General features: G+C 58.7%; 15 protein-coding genes and 3 tRNA genes. 17 read left to right on the forward strand and 1 reads right to left on the reverse strand.

Annotated elements, in window-relative coordinates:
- The first annotated feature begins 238 nt into the window (after positions 1-238).
- From OIL88_03185 to tnpA (OIL88_03215), 7 genes are all read left to right on the forward strand, one after another.
- The gene (locus OIL88_03185) at positions 239-1357 is read left to right on the forward strand and encodes an IS1249 family transposase (protein HJI71376.1); all 1119 of its coding nucleotides are present in this window, start codon (positions 239-241) and stop codon (positions 1355-1357) included.
- A gap of 350 nt (positions 1358-1707) precedes the next feature.
- Positions 1708-1784 (forward strand) — tRNA-Arg (locus tag OIL88_03190).
- 189 nt (positions 1785-1973) lie between these two features.
- Positions 1974-2050: transfer RNA gene (locus OIL88_03195), tRNA-Arg, on the forward strand.
- Between the two features lie 163 nt (positions 2051-2213).
- A complete protein-coding gene (locus OIL88_03200; GenBank protein HJI71377.1) occupies positions 2214-4655 on the forward strand; it encodes a hypothetical protein in 2442 nt (813 codons plus the stop codon).
- Positions 4656-4747: 92 nt separating this feature from the next.
- A tRNA-Ser gene (locus tag OIL88_03205) sits at positions 4748-4838 on the forward strand.
- A 258-nt stretch (positions 4839-5096) separates the two neighbouring features.
- A complete protein-coding gene (tnpA, locus tag OIL88_03210; protein ID HJI71378.1) occupies positions 5097-5555 on the forward strand; it encodes an IS200/IS605 family transposase in 459 nt (152 codons plus the stop codon).
- 289 nt (positions 5556-5844) lie between these two features.
- The gene (tnpA, locus tag OIL88_03215; protein HJI71379.1) at positions 5845-6303 is read left to right on the forward strand and encodes an IS200/IS605 family transposase; all 459 of its coding nucleotides are present in this window, start codon (positions 5845-5847) and stop codon (positions 6301-6303) included.
- A gap of 161 nt (positions 6304-6464) precedes the next feature.
- Here the strand turns inward: tnpA (OIL88_03215) and OIL88_03220 are convergent, their stop codons facing one another.
- Entirely contained in the window at positions 6465-7805 is a 1341-nt protein-coding gene (locus OIL88_03220) for a D-alanyl-D-alanine carboxypeptidase (GenBank protein ID HJI71380.1), read from the reverse strand.
- 197 nt (positions 7806-8002) lie between these two features.
- Here OIL88_03220 and OIL88_03225 point away from each other — a divergent pair, with 197 nt between their 5' ends.
- From OIL88_03225 to htpG, 10 genes are all read left to right on the forward strand, one after another.
- Positions 8003-8698 carry a response regulator transcription factor gene (locus tag OIL88_03225; GenBank protein ID HJI71381.1) on the forward strand — a complete coding sequence of 232 codons (696 nt, stop codon included), beginning with the start codon at positions 8003-8005 and terminating at the stop codon, positions 8696-8698.
- A gap of 25 nt (positions 8699-8723) precedes the next feature.
- A complete protein-coding gene (locus OIL88_03230) occupies positions 8724-9962 on the forward strand; it encodes an ATP-binding protein (protein ID HJI71382.1) in 1239 nt (412 codons plus the stop codon).
- A 103-nt stretch (positions 9963-10065) separates the two neighbouring features.
- Entirely contained in the window at positions 10066-10941 is an 876-nt protein-coding gene (pstB, locus tag OIL88_03235; protein HJI71383.1) for a phosphate ABC transporter ATP-binding protein PstB, read from the forward strand.
- A gap of 64 nt (positions 10942-11005) precedes the next feature.
- Positions 11006-11734, forward strand: coding sequence for a response regulator transcription factor (locus OIL88_03240; protein HJI71384.1), 729 nt, complete (start codon positions 11006-11008; stop codon positions 11732-11734).
- 3 nt (positions 11735-11737) lie between these two features.
- Positions 11738-13162 carry an ATP-binding protein gene (locus OIL88_03245; GenBank protein HJI71385.1) on the forward strand — a complete coding sequence of 475 codons (1425 nt, stop codon included), beginning with the start codon at positions 11738-11740 and terminating at the stop codon, positions 13160-13162.
- 195 nt (positions 13163-13357) lie between these two features.
- Entirely contained in the window at positions 13358-14014 is a 657-nt protein-coding gene (locus tag OIL88_03250) for a Wzz/FepE/Etk N-terminal domain-containing protein (protein ID HJI71386.1), read from the forward strand.
- Positions 14015-14016: 2 nt separating this feature from the next.
- A complete protein-coding gene (locus tag OIL88_03255) occupies positions 14017-14754 on the forward strand; it encodes a CpsD/CapB family tyrosine-protein kinase (protein ID HJI71387.1) in 738 nt (245 codons plus the stop codon).
- Between the two features lie 17 nt (positions 14755-14771).
- The gene (locus tag OIL88_03260) at positions 14772-15422 is read left to right on the forward strand and encodes a phosphoesterase (GenBank protein HJI71388.1); all 651 of its coding nucleotides are present in this window, start codon (positions 14772-14774) and stop codon (positions 15420-15422) included.
- Between the two features lie 39 nt (positions 15423-15461).
- Positions 15462-15962, forward strand: a complete 501-nt coding sequence (locus OIL88_03265) for a GNAT family N-acetyltransferase (GenBank protein ID HJI71389.1) — start codon at positions 15462-15464, stop codon at positions 15960-15962.
- 203 nt (positions 15963-16165) lie between these two features.
- Positions 16166-18190: a molecular chaperone HtpG gene (htpG, locus tag OIL88_03270; GenBank protein ID HJI71390.1), complete on the forward strand. Its 2025-nt coding sequence runs from the start codon at positions 16166-16168 to the stop codon at positions 18188-18190.
- The last annotated feature ends 265 nt before the right edge of the window (positions 18191-18455 follow it).

Here is an 18455-nt window from a genome sequence, read left to right on the forward strand (position 1 = left end):
AAAGCCTCCGGCAACGGGGGCTTTTCTTTTATGGCAACACCGCATGGATTCGGGCTTATAGGACAAAATGTGTGTCCACGTTGGGGGCATCGGCGCAGGTCGATGCCCCTTTTTCAGCCGTTTAAATTCCGTGCCCGCTTTTAACCGCTCGGACAGAATGTGTGTCCGGTTGCCTGTCGTTCCCGCAGGTAGATAACCTTTTCCGGAACCGTTAAATACACTTTCGGAAGAGGTGCCCATGAAGGCCGTTTATTGCCCCTACTGCGGCGGTCGGACCAAGCGCAACGGCAGGACCTCATCGGGGTCCCAGCGGTGGAGGTGCACGGCCTGCGGCGCGTCGACGACGGTGAGGTACGACGACGCGGCGGCGAGGCTCGAGGAGTTCCTCGGGTGGCTCCTCTCGAAGGACTCGCAGGCCGCGATGCCGGGCGCCGGGCGGTCCTTCAGGCGCAGGACGGCCGAGTTCTGGGATGTCTGGCCCATGCCCGTCCCCGACGGCGAGCTCCATCGCGTGCTCCACGTCGACGGGATCTGGGTCGCGCGCGACCTCGTCGTGCTCATATGCTGCAGCGGCGAGAGGGTGGTCTCCTGGTACATGGCGAGGTCGGAGAACTCGAGGGCGTGGTCGGCCCTCATGGCGCCGATCCCGGCGCCCGAGGTGGTCGTCACCGACGGCGGGAGCGGGTTCGCCAAGGCCGTGCGCGAGACCTGGCCGCGCACCAGGGTCCAGAGGTGCACCTTCCACGCCTTCTCGCGGGTCAAGCGCTACACGACGACGCGGCCGAAGCTCCAGGCGGGGCGCGAGCTCTACCTCATCGCGCGCGACCTCATGGGCATCGAGACGCTGCACCAGGCGGAGCTCTGGGCCGAGCGCTACCTCGACTGGTGCGGGTTCTGGGCCGACTTCCTGGAGGACAGGACCGTGGTGGACGGCAGGAGGGCCTGCACCCACGAGAGGCTGAGGCGGGCGCGCTCGTCGCTGTCGTCGCTGGTGTCGGCGGGGACGCTGTTCACCTACCTCGACCCCGCCCTGGCCAAGGCCGGCCCGCTGCCGTCGACCAACAACATGATCGAGGGAGGGGTGAACTCGCAGCTGAGGGCCGTACTGCGCAACCACCGGGGGCTGACGTCGGTCAAGCGCGTTAAGGCGGTGTTCTGGTGGTGCCACGCGCACTCGGGGGACGCGAGGACGGCGCGCGAGAAGCTCGCCGCGATGCCGACCGACGCGGACATCGACTTCCTGTTCAGCGTCTACTCCGCCTCGCCGTCGCGCGAGGACGGAGGGCCGGAGTGGGGCGACAGGGCCGTGTGGGAGGACCTCCACCACAGGGACCCGTACCCGTTCTGGCTGGATTAATGGATGGAAACTGATGTTCTATCGGGACACACATTTTGTCCTATAAGCCTGGATTCGAACCTCGGTCGAGGCGCGGGCGTCAAGAAAACGCGGAGCGTTTTTAGCCCGCGGGCGAGCGCGCCGGCAGGCGGGCGAAGCCGGTGCGGATCCGCGAAGCGGATGCGCGGAATCCTATACGCCGCACCAATCGAACTTGAAGCCTCCGTGCAACGGGGGCTTTTCTTTTTTGGAAACCATGCATGGATTCGAACCTCGGTCGAGGCGCGAGCGTCTTAATCATCACTTCGTAAAATTTTTCCAAATTGTCGCTTGACCCATCGAGGGGTCACGTGCATAATAATCCGTGCGTTGCGGCGTTACCTCAGCTGGATAGAGGGTCTGACTACGAATCAGAACGTCATAGGTTCGAATCCTATACGCCGCACCAACTGAACTTTAAAGCCTCCGGTAACGGAGGCTTTTCTTATATGTCGACATACTTGAGGAGTTGCTTTCGCCGTGTTTGAAAGTATCGAGTCGATCGACTGCATCAAATGAGTAAAAATCAAATTCGATAACTTTTTTTGAAAAAATGCTTGACCATTATTCAGTCCCTGTGCATAATAATCAACAAGTCGCGGCGTTACCTCAGCTGGATAGAGGGTCTGACTACGAATCAGAACGTCATAGGTTCGAATCCTATACGCCGCACCATTTGAGATTAAAGCTCCCGGCAACGGGGGCTTTTCTTTTGCGCCAGCTTGAGTGCTTTCGTCCAAAGGGACGATTTCCTGTCGACTCGTGTAAGATTCCGAGTAGATGTCGCGACTTATTCGCGACCACTCCTTCTTCAAGCGACCGATCAGGGTGATATTCCGTGGCAGAGCGTCCGACATACAAGCTCAGGTTTCTCGATCCCAAGAAGCGCTTTCCGGCGATGCCCGAGCAGCCTGCGGGACGCTCATATGGCGTGGTCTGGAAACTCTTTGGCGAGGATCAGCATGAATCTTGTTATGTCGTCGAATTCGTTGGCAAAAGCCATGTGTCGCTTTTGGGCTACGTAAGCGTTTCGGGTGAGGTGTACAAGGTGGACCGCCCCGTCAGCGAGGCTCCGCTGCCCAACGATCCCGACATGGAACTGGTCCTTGACGAGTCGGACTCCGGTATTGGTGAGATTATGGTGAGGGGAGCAAACGGCACGATGCGCGCGTGCGCGCGAACCGTCGGCTCTCCCGAAGGTCCCATGCGCGAACAGTCCGATCACGAGACATGGAATTCGGCCCGCTCCCTTCCTTACGGTGAGTTCATGGCATCGATGTTCCTGCGCTACGTGATATTCGCTGACTCCGAAAATACCATTGCGAGCACAGCGGACGCCGACGGACTCGACGAGGGTATGCAAAACGTTGTCGACAAGATCAAGCTCGTAAAGTTGCCCGAGCCGGTCGAGGTGTTTTTGGGCTTTAACACGACACCGCTACCTGACGCTATCGAGACGCTGCTCTACCGCGTTGACCATGCCGAGAATCCGAGCGGTATCGAGCGCTATGCCGCCGCCCTTATGAGTGAAATTGACTTGCCCCGCTTGCGCACCATCGCCGCTAAGTCCGAGATGAGCCTGGCTCGCATCGATCGCTCAAAGCTTTTCTATCTCAATTTTGATCGTAGTCTGCTAGACCAGGACGAGATTGACACGCTGCTCGCCATCGAGTGCCGTCTCAACCGCCTCTCCGGCATCCTTGAGCGCATTGGGGCTGGATTGGCCCCCGCGGCCTCGTCGCCGAGCCTTGAGGGCTGTGCGCTCTTTGATTCGTGGCATATCGCTAAGACGACCAACGATGTTCCCCGACTGCTCGATACGGCCTCGAGCGATAACCCGTGGGCCAAACCGGGAACGGTTTCGTGCCAGCCGGGCGGTGAGTGGGATGTGCGTACCCGCTTCGCGCGTATTGTCGAGGCACTAAACGTGGTCACACGGCTCGACTATACCTATCGGGCAAACGTTGCCGAGGGGATTATGCTCGTTCGGTTTGGGCACTCTGTCGCGGATGCTATGCCTCAACGTGAATACGACGCCCAAGATGACGCCTGGCGCGAGCTGGACGAGGACACGCGCGCGACCTGGGCCGTGGAGCACGATGCGCGCGTGGCGCTCACGCTTGCGGCAGCGTGTTTTGCCGCGGGCACCTGCATCACGCGCTGCTATGTGCAGATTGCTGCTCCCGACAGTGGGCAGGGCGAGCGCGTTGTCGCAACATATTTCTTTGGGCGCGCGGCCTATCTGGCCGATTGCGTGTCTGTCGCCAAGGATCTTGAGAGCATGGACATGGACGATATGCCGTGCAAGCGTGTGCTTGAGGCGTATGAGTCAACCGCTCCGGAGACGATTGAACCGGCGGAGGTTCATGCTCGTCCGCGTGATGACCATCGCATGCTGCCGCCGGCGCTGCGCGATCTGCTGCTTGCCGATACGGCTGACGAGCTGGAGGTCATGGAAGAGGACGACGACCCATACGTGGCCCGTGTTGTTGAATTGCGCGAGCAGGCAAAAGTCGACCGTACAGGTGCTTTTGAAGGCTTTTCCCGTCTTGTTGAGGAGTTGGAGGCTAAGTGCGCCGTCGCCGAGCTTTTGGCGACAGGTCCGGTTCAAACGCAGTTTTGCGATAACCAGCTGGTGCGCATGGTGCTACCGGTGTTGGAAGAAGACCGCTCTGTGCGAATCCTTCGTGCGCCCGATGCGCTGTACTTTGCCCAGCACGAGATCTGCAGCTTTTACGCCGAGCAAGAGGACTTTGAACGAGCACTGCCCGAGGTGCGCCATCTTTACGATCTGGCGCGCTCGTCCATGCAGTCGCACTTTGCGCTCATCAACGTGCTTGCGCGTCTGGAGCGCTTTGACGAGATTATCGAGGTGGCGCGCCACGGCCTACGTATTGCCAGCGATCGTTCTGCAATCGGCTACCTGTTCTATCGCTTGGCGTTTGCCTATTGGAATTGCGATCAGCTCGACCTGGCGCTGGCTTGTTACCGTCTGGTGCCGCGCGGCGAGGAGTCGGGCAGCAGCGCGCTGGAAGAAATGCAGGGCCTTATGAACGAGATGGGCGTCAGCGGGCCTCCGACGTTCGAGGAAGCGGTCGAGACCATCCACAAGGCTGGACTAGAGCTGCCGCCAGTGTCCGCCGTGACGAATCAGCTGGCAGATGCCGCTGTGCAACTGGTCGACAACGGTTTCTTTTTCCTGGCGCGCGGTTGTATCTTCCAAATGTGGCGCACCATGGGCAACGACGAGCTCGGCTCCCTCAACCACTCGCTGGGGTAGGCGAAGCTTTCAAGAAGGAAAGGCTGCTAGGCAATTAGAAAATTTCCTCTTGCCCATCCTTGGCTGTTTGGTTACTATAGAACGGCTGTTACGGAGAGCTGACCGAGAGGCCGAAGGTGCTCGCCTGCTAAGCGAGTATGCCCCAAAAGGGCATCTGGGGTTCGAATCCCCAGCTCTCCGCCAGTACGAATTTGAAGAAGGGTCCCATTTGGGGCCCTTTTTATTATCAAGAATGGCGGCTGGGGATTCGAACCTCAAAAAAGGAGGCATCCTTTCGGACGCCTCCTTTCAGTTCAAGACTTTAGTCTGCTGGGCGCGCAGCGGCCAGCTTCAACCCACCCGCTATGCGGGTGGAGACAAACGGCTTTACAAAGCCACCCCTCCGACCGATATTGACGATTGTTCAGGCCGTCAAGAACTCGAGTCGAAGGGGTGGTCGCCATGGCCCAGAAGGCCTACAGCCTTTCCCACACGAGGTGGATGTGCAAGTACCACATCGTGTTCACGCCGAAGTATAGGCGCAAAGTGATCTACAACCAAATCAGGAGCGACATAGGGGAGATCCTCAGGAAGCTGTGCGAGTACAAGGGGATCGAGATAATCGAGGGGCACCTGATGCCCGACCACGTGCACGTGCTGCTGGCGATCCCGCCGAAGTACAGCGTCGCGAGCGTCATGGGCTACCTGAAGGGGAAGAGCTCGCTGATGATATTCGACAGGCACGCCAACCTCAAGTACAAGTTCGGCAACAGGAAGTTCTGGGCGGAGGGCCACTGCGTGTCCACCGTCGGCCTGAACGAGGCGACGATCGCCAAGTACATCAGGGAGCAGGAGTCCCACGACATCGCGCTGGACAAGCTGAGCGTGAAGGAGTACGAGGACCCCTTCAAGAGGAGGTGACCCCGCCGGTTCGACCGGCGCGCCACGGGTCAAGATGCACTAGGCCTGGACGAAGTCCGGGCCCGCGCCTTTAGACGCGAGCCCGGAGCCCGTGGGTTATACCCTAAGAGCAAACCACCCTTTTTAAGGGTGGTTCTGATTTCAAGACTTTAGTCTGCTGGGCGCGCAGCGGCCAGCTTTAAACCACCCGCTACGCGGGTGGAGACAAACGGCTTTACAAAGCCACCCCTCCGACCGATATTGACGATTGTTCAGGCCGTCAAGAATTCGAGTCGAAGGGGTGGTCGCCATGGCCCAGAAGGCCTACAGCCTTTCCCACACGAGGTGGATGTGCAAGTACCACATCGTGTTCACGCCGAAGTATAGGCGCAAAGTGATCTACAACCAAATCAGGAGCGACATAGGGGAGATCCTCAGGAAGCTGTGCGAGTACAAGGGGATCGAGATAATCGAGGGGCACCTGATGCCCGACCACGTGCACGTGCTGCTGGCGATCCCGCCGAAGTACAGCGTCGCGAGCGTCATGGGCTACCTGAAGGGGAAGAGCTCGCTGATGATATTCGACAGGCACGCCAACCTCAAGTACAAGTTCGGCAACAGGAAGTTCTGGGTGGAGGGCCACTGCGTGTCCACCGTCGGCCTGAACGAGGCGACGATCGCCAAGTACATCAGGGAGCAGGAGTCCCACGACATCGCGCTGGACAAGCTGAGCGTGAAGGAGTACGAGGACCCCTTCAAGAGGAGGTGACCCCGCCGGTTCGACCGGCGCGCCACGGGTCAAGATGCACTAGGCCTGGACGAAGTCCGGGCCCGCGCCTTTAGACGCGAGCCCGGAGCCCGTGGGTTATACCCTAAGAGCAAACCACCCTTTTTAAGGGTGGTTCTGATTGGACTTATTATTCTTGCGCCCTACACCTCGGGCGCCTTGGCGACGGTCTCGCTTTCTGCCGTGAGTGGGCGGTTGTCGATGCGACGGCCCAAGCGATCAAGCTTCACAAGGAGCCATTCAATGGGATTCGGCCCTGCGCCTTCCTCGTCGGCAACCAGGTCCATGACGGCGATCTTGGTGCCGTCCTGCTTGAGCGTGACGCTACCCACCTTGTCGCCCACATGCACCGTGCCCGAAAGATCGTCGTAGCTAACCTTTTCGGTCACCTCGCCGGCAAGGGAAAACACGGTCGCTTGCGCCGTGGGATCGGCGAGTGTGGCGTCGATCGTCTTATCCGTCCAGTCGGTTTGGCCAATGCGCGCCATAAGCGGGTTGCCGTTGGCGGTCTTTTCCTGTGTGTTGGCGATTGCGACCGTCACCTTGTGACCGTAGTACCAATTGGCAAGGGTTGCGGTATCGGTAAAGCGCTGGTCGGTGGTGGTGGAGTTCAAAACGACGGTGTAGATCTCGTCGCCGTCGCGGTTGTAGGCGCTCGTAAAGCAATAGCCCGCGTCGTCGGTGGTGCCGGTCTTGCCACCGATGTTGCCATCTTGGCCCAGCAAATAGTTATGCGTGTCCATGGAATGCGAATGGTCGGTGCCGTCGGCGCCCGTGACCTCGATCCAGGAATCCTCGCTCGCTACGACCTCGCGGATCGTGTCGTTTTTCATGGCCTCCTGCATCATCAGTGCCACGTCATGTGCGGTTGAGTGCATGTCGCCGGCCCATTCATCAAAGTCCAGACCGTGTGGGTTTTCAAAGACCGTGCCGGTGCAGCCGAGCTTTTTGGCGCGCTCGTTCATGGCCTTCACAAAGGTTGCCTCGGCGTCTTTGGTCTTAGGGTCGATCTTCTTGCCCACATATTCGGCGAGCACGACGGCGGCGTCGTTGCCCGAGGGAATCATCAGGCCGCGCAGTGCCTGCTCCACGGTAAGCTCGTCACCTTCGAGCAAGCCGGCGGTCGAATTACCCACGGTGGCTGCGGCGTTGCTCACCGTGACCTTCTCGTCCATCTTGCAATTCTCGACGGTTAGGATCGCGGTCATGACCTTGGTGATCGAGGCGATTTTAACCTGCTCATCGGCGCCGCGCCCATAGTAGACGGTGCCGTCTTTGCCCATGACGAGCGCATTGGTCGCATCGATATCGGGCAGATTTTCGGCCGTGATGCCGCGCGCGTCGGCGGTTTTGCCGCAAACATTGTCGGTCGTGAGTACTTGGGCGCCGGCGACGGTGGGCACGCCAGCGGCAAGGGCGATAGCGCAGACAAAGCCGGCGGCAAGCTGAGCTGAGCGCTTTGCAAAAGAGGTGAGGGACTTCACAGATTTCGCTTTCGACGGGATGGTCTCTTCTGGAACTAGAGTATATCGTTTGCCGGTGTCGGCGATCATCGCGTGCGTGCGTGGCCCACATCCGCGCCCGAACGGGCACAAGGGTGCTTAAGGCCGACTTAATCACCCACGCTTGTTGTGTGTGGCATGCGCCCCCTCGGGCATAATGGAGCGCGAGAGGAGCACGCATGAACGAGCGCATTTTGGTAGTTGATGACGAAAAGGCCATCGCCGACTTGGTTGGTATCTACCTTACAAAAGAAGGCTTTGACGTACAGGTCGCCTATAGCGGGGCCGATGCTGCCAAGGCAATCTTGGAGCAGGAGTTCGATCTTGCGCTGCTGGATGTCATGCTGCCCGATATCGATGGGCTTGAGTTGCTGCGTACGATCCGTTCCAGCCATACCTATCCCGTGATCATGCTGACGGCGCGCGATGCCCAGCAAGACAAGATCGAGGGCCTTTCGCTTGGCGCGGACGATTACGTGGTTAAGCCGTTCCGTCCGCTTGAGCTCATCGCGCGCGTGCATGCTCAGCTTCGCCGCTACACCAGCTACGGTAGCCGCGCGCAGGTGGCCGAGTCGCCGATCATCCAGCTCGACGGCCTGGAGATCAACCGCGATGCTCGTTCCGTAATGGTGGACGGTGCGCCGGTGCGCCTCACGCCCATCGAGTATTCCATCTTGCTGTATCTGGTCGAGCATCGCGGCAGTGTGGTGGCCGTGGAGGATCTGTTCCGCGCGGTGTGGAACGAGGATTTTATGCCCGGCTCCAACAATACGGTGATGGTGCACATTCGCCACCTGCGCGAAAAGATCGGTGACGACGCTCAAAAGCCGCGCTTTATCAAAAACGTCTGGGGCGTCGGCTACATAATCGAATAACGCCTTTGATGGTGGGGAAGCGGATATGACAAAAGACGATAGGCAGGCATTCGAGGTGCCCGATCGACTCTTTGAATACGTGAGGTCGGTCGTCGACAACCGCGCGCTTGCAACGGTGCTGCTCTTTTTGCTGAGCCTGCTGCTGATTGGCATCGATAACATCGCTGGAATCTTGGCGGTGCTGCTTGTCGGCTTTTTGCTGATCGATCGATTTGAAATCGTACGCCGCTGCGTGGTGATTGGCGGTGCCGCGTGGGCCATGACGTTGGCGATTGGCGCCATGGCACTCGGCGGCATCGAAGGGCCGGTGCTGTTCGATGCCGGCTTTGTATTCAACATGCTTGGCTTTGTGCTGGCGCTTGCCGTGTGCGTGCTGTTCTTTTGCGGCCGCGCCCTGTACTACCAGGGCTATGAGCAGGGCGAGCAGCATGCCGATTGTGTGCTGGCCGCTCGTATTCAAGATCGCCTGATCGATCACCCCGACACCTGGGACAACATCGACGGCGACTTCCTGGAGGTCGAGGGCGCACTCAACCGTGTGCGCGATCGCGAGCGCAAGGTGCAGCAGGCCTTGCGTGACGAGTCTCATCGCAAGGACGATCTGGTCACGTACTTGGCACATGACCTACGCACCCCGCTTGCCAGTGTGGTGGGCTATCTTTCGCTGCTGCAAGAGGCTCCTGAGCTGCCGGTTGAGCAACGTGCACACTTTACGGGCGTGGCGCTCGACAAGGCGCACCGGCTCGATGCGCTCATCGAAGAGTTCTTCGATATCACGCGCTTTGACTTCCACGATATCGTGCTCACGCGCGGCTATGTTGATCTGGGGTTGCTGCTGGCTCAGGTGGCTGACGAGTTCTATCCCATCCTCAACGAGCAACATAAGGAAGCCCAGGTTGATATTCGCGAGGACCTGACGGTGCTCGTGGATGGCGATAAGATGGCCCGCGTGTTTAACAACATCATGAAAAACGCCGTCGCCTATAGCTATGAGGGCTCGACTATCACGATTGAGGCCAGGCGCCAAGACGATGGCGGCGTGCGCGTGCGCTTTATCAATCAGGGCGATCCTATCCCTGCGGCTAAGCTCAAGGTGATCTTTGAGAAGTTCTATCGCCTGGATGCGGCGCGTGCGACCAATCGCGGTGGTGCCGGTTTGGGCCTTGCTATTGCCAAGGAGATCATCGCGGCACACGGCGGTACCGTTGCAAGTGAATCGACGCCCGAACACACGATATTCACCATCGAGCTGCCCGCCGCATAGCTAGCGTGCCCTTACAAACACTTGACAATGTGCTCACGTGCGTATGAGCCGCGATTCCTACTATTGATACTGCTGAATTGATATCGATATGGAGGTGTGCGGTATGACGGCTGCTGCGGCTGCGGAGCCCACGGAGCTTGAAGAACTCATGGAAGCGCAGGCCGAGGCCGCGCATGAGCGCGAGGTTGGGGATGCGACTCGCCCCACGGCAGAGGATCTTGCCGCCTCGCCGACGCGCATCGATGTCGAGGGCATCGACCTGTTCTATGGCGACCACCATGCGCTCAAGGACGTGAATATCAAGATCCGCGACAAGCAGATCACCTCGTTCATCGGGCCTTCGGGCTGCGGAAAGTCCACGTTGCTGCGCTGCTTTAACCGCATGAACGACGGCATCAAGGATTGCCGCATCGAGGGCAAGATTGCGTTCGATGGTCAAGATATCCTGGGCGATTGCGACATCTGCCGTTTGCGCCAGCGCGTGGGCATGGTGTTCCAACGCCCCAACCCATTTCCCATGAGCATCTACGACAACGTCGCCTACGGTCCTCTCGGTATGGGTGTGCGCGACCGCGCCGTGCTCGATGAGCTGGTCGAGGACTCCCTGCGTCGCGCTGCCCTGTGGGACGAGGTCAAGGACAAGCTCAAAGAGTCGGGCCTGGGTCTTTCGGGTGGACAGCAGCAGCGCCTGTGCATCGCTCGCGCACTTGCCGTGCAGCCCGACATTCTGCTGATGGACGAGCCGACCTCGGCACTCGACCCTGTGTCGACGTTGGTGGTGGAGCAGCTGGCCTGCGAGCTCAAGGAGACCTGCACGCTGGTGGTCGTGACGCACAACATGCAGCAGGCCGCGCGTATTTCCGATTCGGTTGCGTTCTTTTTGCTGGGTGAGCTGGTGGAGCACGCGCCCACCGCGCAACTCTTCAAGAATCCGTCCGATCCGCGCACCGCGGATTATTTGACGGGGCGTTTTGGCTGACGCTGTCTTTTACAGGTGCCTTTAGGGTTAAGATGCGGTCATATCGGCCGCAAAGGGGTTCAACATGATCTATTACGTCGAGGACGATGACAACATCAGGGATTTGACAGTCTACGCGCTGCGCAAGCAGGGAATCGAGGCCGAGGGCTTTTCGTGTGATGGCGAGTTTAAAGCTGCCGTGGCGCGACGGGTGCCCGATGCTGTGCTGCTCGATATCATGCTGCCCGACACCGATGGCTTGGCGATTATGCGTCGCCTGCGTGCCGATCGCCTGACGGCGACGGTGCCCATCATGATGCTTACCGCCAAGGACACCGAACTCGACAAGGTGATGGCGCTCGATGGCGGTGCCGACGATTACCTGACTAAGCCGTTTTCGCTCATGGAGCTTGCGAGCCGCTGCCGCGCACTGCTGCGTCGCGGCGGCATGGTCAAGCAGGCGAGCGATGTGCTCAGCGTGGGCGACATCGTGCTTTCGCCCAGCCATCGCGAGGTGACCGTTGCCGGCGAGCCGCTTAAGCTCACCCTGCGCGAGTTCGACCTGCTCGAGTACCTCATGCGCAAGCCCGGTGTGGTCTTTACCCGCGAGTCGTTGCTGCAGAGCGTGTGGGGCTGGGACTTCGACGGCGGTTCGCGCACCGTTGACGTGCACGTGCAGACGCTTCGCCAAAAACTGGGCGAGCATGCCAGCGCCATCGAGACCGTGCGCGGCGTGGGTTATCGCCTGGCCGAGCCTTCTGCCGGTGATGGTGCCGAAGGCGACGACACCGCGGCCACCGCATCGGAGGAGTAGCCCGTGGTCTTCGCCCCCCAGGGAAAACATACGCTGTCGCACCGCGTTTTTGTGACGATCTTTGTCTGCGCCATGGCGGTTATCGTGGCGTTTACGGTGCTGGGTGCGTTCTTTGTGCAAAACACTTTGGCGGATGCCACGAGTGCCAATCTGGCGCAGGAAACCGAGCTCATTGCTGCCGCCCTCGACGAGCAGCAGGAGCCCATTCCGTTCTTGCGAAGCCTCGATCGCGAGGATCTTCGTATCACGCTGATCAATAAGGACGGATCTGTTGCCTACGACAACGAGGCGTCGCCTTCCACACTGCCCAACCATGGCGATCGCCCCGAGGTCATCGAGGCCTTTGAGAGTGGTTCGGGTTCCGCGGAGCGCGCAAGCTCTACACTCGACGAGATTATGCTGTATCGCGCCGTCACCCTTGATAACGGCCAGGTCGTTCGCTTGGCGCAGGCCCAGCCTGGCGTTGCGGCGATTTTGCTGTCGATGCTGGCGCCGATGCTGCTTATCGCAGCAGCGGGTGCAGTACTCTCGTTTTTTATGGCGCGCCGTGAGTCCCGTGCCATCATCGCGCCGTTGCAAGAGGTGGATTTGGATCACCCACGCCGTAGCTATGAGCACGCCTATGCCGAGATGGTCCCCATGCTTGAGCGTATCGAGTCGCAGCGCCAGGAACTCAAGCGCCAAATGGCGGTGCTAGCGGACAACGACCGTATGCGCCGCGAGTTCACGGCGAATATCACCCATGAGCTCAAGACGCCGCTTACGGCGATTTCGGGCTATGCCGAGCTCATCGCAAATGGCATGGTCGAGGGCGAGGACGACCTGCGCAACTTTGGCGGTCGCATCTATCGTGAGGCGGGCCGCTTGGCAGCGCTTGTCAACGACATCCTTACGCTGTCTAACTTGGACGAGGCCGAACGTGCAACTGAAGGCGAGGCAGTGCCCATTGGGTCCACGGAGCCTATTGAGCTCTCGCGTGCGATCTACGCGGTTGAGCAGCGTCTTGAACAGGTTGCCCGTCAGGCGAATGTGACGATAAGTCATGAGACCAAGCCTGTGGTCATCGAAGGCGTGTCGCGCTTGGTCGACGAGCTCATCTATAATCTGGCAAGCAACGCCATCCGCTACAATCGGCCCGGCGGTACGGTTACGCTGCAGTGCGGCACCAACGACGAAGGCCATCCGTTCCTCGCTGTCGCCGACACGGGAATCGGTATCGCGCCTGAAGAACAGGGCAAGGTATTTGAGCGGTTCTATCGCGTGGACAAGAGTAGGTCCAAGGCACGCGGCGGAACCGGCCTGGGGCTTGCCATTGTCAAGCATGCGGCCCTGTATCATCACGCCACGCTCGATCTGTCGAGCGAGTTGGGCGTGGGAACCACCATTACGGTGACGTTTCCCATACAGCAGGACGAGCCATTCGCATAGCGATACAACATAGATATTGATGTAGACGCCGCATTTGACTTTCGGGTGCGGCGTTGTTGTGCAATTTTACGATTGCTTCCGACATTTTTACAGGAGAGCCTGTTTCTTATGTATAGAGTTTGGTCTCGGTAAAAAGATGCGATAACATACGGACAGTTTTGTCAATCCGAACTGGGGAAATGAAAGGCAAGCTGCATGACCCTTCTCGAACTGTTCCAGCTGCTGAAGAAGCACCTCAAGCTGGTCATCACCCTTCCGGTGGTCTGCGCGATCGCCATGGGCATCGTGTCCTTCATTGCGATGGACAACACCTATACCGCGACGACGAGCATGTACATTCTCGCCAAGACCGACGATAGCGGTCAGATGAGCTACAACGATCTCTCGGCGAGCCAGATGCTTTCCAACGATATCGCCACGCTGCTGGATAGCGATAGCGTTAAGAGCGGCGCCGCCAAAGAACTGGGCCTCACCGATCTGGATGACTACAAGGTGTCTGTTTCCTCCGAGACCACCACGCGTGTCATTACGCTTTCGGTTACCGGCACCGATGCCAAGGAGACGGCTGAGGTCGCAAAGGCCATTGCCAGCTCGGTGAGTACGGTCGCTCAGAACGTCGGCGCTGCCCAGAGCATCAACGTTATCGACGAGGCTAAGACCCCCGAAGCCCCCAGCGGCCCCAAGCGCACGCTGTATATTGCCGTCGCGTTCCTCGCCGGTATCTTTATCGCAGTTGCCTATGTCGTTTTGGCAGACATGCTCAATACCCGCATCCGCGGTGCCGAAGAGGCAGAAGAGCTCCTGGGTATTCCCGTTGTTGGCCGAATTCCGGCTATGAAAGGTGGTAAATAGGCATGGCTAAGGCAAAGAACACCGATAAGCTCGTTGTACAGAATGCCGCCAAGACCCTTCTGGCCAACATCCGCTTTGCGAGCGTGGATGACCCCATTCGCACCATCACCGTTACCTCCTCGATTCCCAACGAGGGCAAGTCTACGGTTTCCATTAACCTTGCTCAGGCAATCGCCACGAGCGGCAAGTCCGTGCTCCTGGTCGAGGCCGATATGCGCCGCAGGTCCCTTTCCGATATGCTCGGCGTTCGTTCGCGCGGCGGACTCTATGCGGTCCTTTCCGAGCAGATCTCCATTGACCAGGCGATTGTCGAGACGGGTCAGAAGAACTTCTACTTCCTCGATGCCGAGCCGCATATTCCCAATCCTGCCGACATCATCGTCTCTCACCGCTTTGCCAAGCTGGTAAAGGCACTGTCCGCCAAGTTCCAGTACGTCATCTTTGATGCTCCCCCGGTCGGCACCTTCATCGATGCTGCCGAGATCGCAAGTCTGACCGACGGTGCGCTTTTTGTCGTGCGTGAGGACTTCACCAAGCGCGAGGAGGCGCTCAACGCCATCGGTCAGCTTAAGAAGTCCGAGAAGGTCAAGCTCATCGGTACCGTTATGAACTACTGCGAGACCGAGACCAGCGAGTACTACTACTCCTACTACACCAAGGACGGTAAGAAGGTGAAGAAGGGCTCCGACGATCAGGGGACTTCCAAAAAGGGCATCTTCACCAACCGAGCAAACGTTTAGTTGATTAAGGCTGACCTATGCGTGACATTCATTGCCATATCTTGCCGGGTGTAGACGACGGCGCCGCCGATCTCGATGAGAGCTTGGCGATGCTCGAGGCTGCCAAGCGGGCCGGTGTAACCAGAATCGTTTGCACTCCTCACTGCCGTGATCCCTATTTTGATTACGACAAGATGTGGGATGCCTTTGAGCTGCTGCGTGATAACGCTGACGGTTTTCCGCTCCAGATGGGCTTCGAGGTCAACCATCGAAAGCTCGTTGAGCTTGGTATCGATGCCGCGGAGCACTTGCATTTCGATGGGACCAACGAGTTTCTGCTCGAACTTTCGACGCATGCCGATGCGTATGCGTTTAGAGAGTACGAGAACACGATTTACGATTTGCAGTGCCGTGGCTACCAGGTGATCATCGCTCATCCTGAGCGCTATCGTGCGGTTCAAAAGGATGTAAGCGTTGCGGAGCGTCTGGTCGATATGGGCTGCAAGCTGCAGGCTTCGGCGGACTTTATTGCCGGCGGTCGCTTTGGTCGCGAGAAAAAGCCGGCACAGCGCCTGTTCGATCAGAACCTGTACAGCTTCATCGCGAGCGATGCCCATAACGTGGGTCATTACGACTGCCTGGCGAAGGCTCGCGCGAAGTTTAGCGTGCGCGGAGCTCATTTTCGCTAATATCTGTCCCTAACGTTCGCATTGAATGAAAGGGCAGCCATGGATATTCAACTTAAGACGGGATGTTTTGATGACGCGGCGTTGGTGCGCCGCGTCGTTTTTATAGACGAGCAGGGCTACGAGAATGAGTTCGACGCTATCGACGAGGATCCAAACTGCATTCATGTGACGCTCTATGTAGACGGCGAGCTTGCCGGTTGCTCGCGCGTGTTTCCCGAAGAGCTTGAGCGCGTGGCTGACGCAGGGGCCCCGGTGTTGCCGGCATGCGACATGGACGAAGGCGTTGCGGCGGGGGAGACCTACATTATGGGGCGCGTCGCCGTGCTGCCGGCTATGCGTCGTCGCGGACTGGCGAGTGCGATCGTCGAGGCCAGTGCTTCGTGTGCACGCGATGCCGGCGCTAAGCTTATTAAGCTGCATGCGCAGGAATACGTGTTGCCGCTCTATGCAAAGGCGGGCTACACGCAAATTGCCCCGGTAGATTACGAAGACGAGGGCCAGCCCCATGTCTGGATGGCCAAACGCGTAGATGGCAGATAGGGACGTTCCTTTTCTGCCGGCAGTTGGGGACGCTCCTTGGCAATTGGCGCATCGGAGCGCTTAGACATACAGTTTTTCGATTCCGTATGTATATATGCGCGCTAATGGGTTATAAAATCTAAGTCTGAACATAGCAGGTCTGCGATTCGGCTCGGGCGACCGGGCCGTTTTTTGCGGACGGGGGTAGCGCGAAAGGACTGCACATGCGTCAATTTAAGACCGAGAGCAAAAAACTGCTCGACCTCATGATCAACTCCATCTACACCAATAAAGAAATCTTCCTGCGCGAGCTTATCTCTAACGCGAGCGACGCCGTCGACAAGCTCAACTTTAAGAGCCTGCAGGACCCGAGCGTCAAGATCGACCAGGGCGACCTGGCCATTCGCGTCTCCTTTGATAAAGACGCCCGCACCATTACCATCTCGGATAACGGCATTGGCATGACCGCCGAGGAGCTGGAGCGCAATCTGGGCACCATCGCCCATTCCGGCTCCGAGGAGTTTAAGACCGAGAACGCCGAGCAGCAGGGCTCCGATGTCGACATCATCGGTCAGTTTGGCGTGGGCTTCTACTCGGCTTTTATGGTCGCCAGCCATGTGAAGGTCGTCAGCCGCGCCTACGGCGAGGATGTCGCCCATGTGTGGGAATCCGACGGTCTTGAGGGCTACACCATCGAGGACGGCGAGCGCGCCGAGCACGGTACCGATGTCATCCTGACGCTGCGCGAGAACGAGAAGCTCGATGCCGACGGCGAGGCCGAGACCTACGATCGCTTCCTGACCGAGTGGGGTCTCAAGAGCCTGATTCAGCAGTACAGTAACTATGTGCGTTACCCGATCCAGATGATGGTGTCCAAGAGCCGCCAGAAACCCAAGCCCGAGGACGCCGGCGACGATTACAAGCCCGAGTACGAGGACTACCAGGAGCTCGAGACCGTCAATTCCATGACACCGATCTGGAAGAAGCACAGCTCCGATGTCGAGCAGAAGGACTACGACGAGTTCTACAAGTCCACGTTCCACGACTTTGACGATCCTGCGCGCACCATCAGCTTCCACGCCGAGGGCACGCTCGAGTATGACGCCCTGTTGTTTGTGCCGGGACGCGCGCCGTTCGATCTGTACAGCAAGGACTACGAGAAGGGTCTGGCGCTCTACAGCTCCAACGTCCTGATCATGGAGAAGTGCGACGACCTGCTGCCCGACTACTACAACTTTGTCCGCGGCGTCGTGGATTCCGCCGACGTGTCGCTCAACATCTCGCGCGAGACGCTGCAGCAGAACCGTCAGCTCAAGGCCATCGCCAAGCGTGTGGAAAAGAAGATTACCGCCGACCTTGAGGATATGCGTGACAACGACCGTGAGGTCTACGAGAAGTTCTTTGAGAACTTTGGCCGCGGTCTTAAGTACGGCATCTACTCGAGCTATGGCATGAAGGCCGATGAGCTCGCCGACCTGTTGCTGTTCTGGTCTGCCAAGGAACAGAAGATGATTACCCTGGCCGAGTATGCCAAGGGCATGCCTGAGGATCAGAAGGCCATCTACTACGCCGCCGGCGACTCGCGTGAGCGCTTGGCCAAGATGCCCGTGGTAAAGGGCGTGCTCGACCGCGGCTATGACGTGCTGCTGCTGACGCAGGATGTGGATGAGTTCACGTTCCAGGCTATGCGTGAGTACGTTGCCGCCGATATGCCCAAGATCTACGAGGACGATGCTGCCCGCGAGGCTGCCGAGAAGGCTGTGGCCGACGGTGCCGAGCCCGAGGTCGAGGATCGTCATCTAGAGCTCAAGAACGTTGCGACCGGTGATCTTGACCTGGCGACCGAGGACGAGAAGAAGGAGGCCGAGGACGCCACCAAGGAGAACGAGGACCTCTTTAGCGCTATGAAGGAGGCGCTCGGTGACAAGGTCGAGAAAGTCGCCGTCTCCGCGCGCCTGACCGATGCCCCCGCTTGTATCACCACCGAGGGCCCACTTTCGCTCGAGATGGAGAAGGTGCTCCAGAAGGGACCCGAGGGCGCGCCCGACGGCATGCCCAAGAGCCAACGCGTGCTCGAGCTCAACGCCAAGCACCCGGTCTTTGACAAGCTTGTCGCTGCCCAGAAGGCAGGCGACGCCGACAAGATCAAGCAGTACTCCGGTCTGCTCTATGACCAGGCTCTGCTGGTCGAGGGCATCCTCCCCGAGGACCCCGTAGCCTTCGCGGCGGCTGTTTGCAACTTGATGTAGTTCGGGGATACGGCACCGTAGCTAGATTAGAACGAGAGTGGATAATCTCCCACTTTTGGCTCGAATGCGGGCTTGAAGTGGGAGATTTTCCACTCTCGTTTCCTTTTGAATGATCCCTTCGTCCCCAAGGGATCATTTATTTGTGCGGGTTGTGGTTTTGTGACCTGCTGAAATTTAAGATACTGTACATCTGTACGCTAACTCATCTTCGTAGTATATTGCTACCCGCAAAACTCAGCACCATTGTGCTTTGAGACGTTAAAGC

Source organism: Coriobacteriaceae bacterium, from assembly GCA_025992855.1.
Taxonomy (GTDB): domain Bacteria; phylum Actinomycetota; class Coriobacteriia; order Coriobacteriales; family Coriobacteriaceae; genus Collinsella.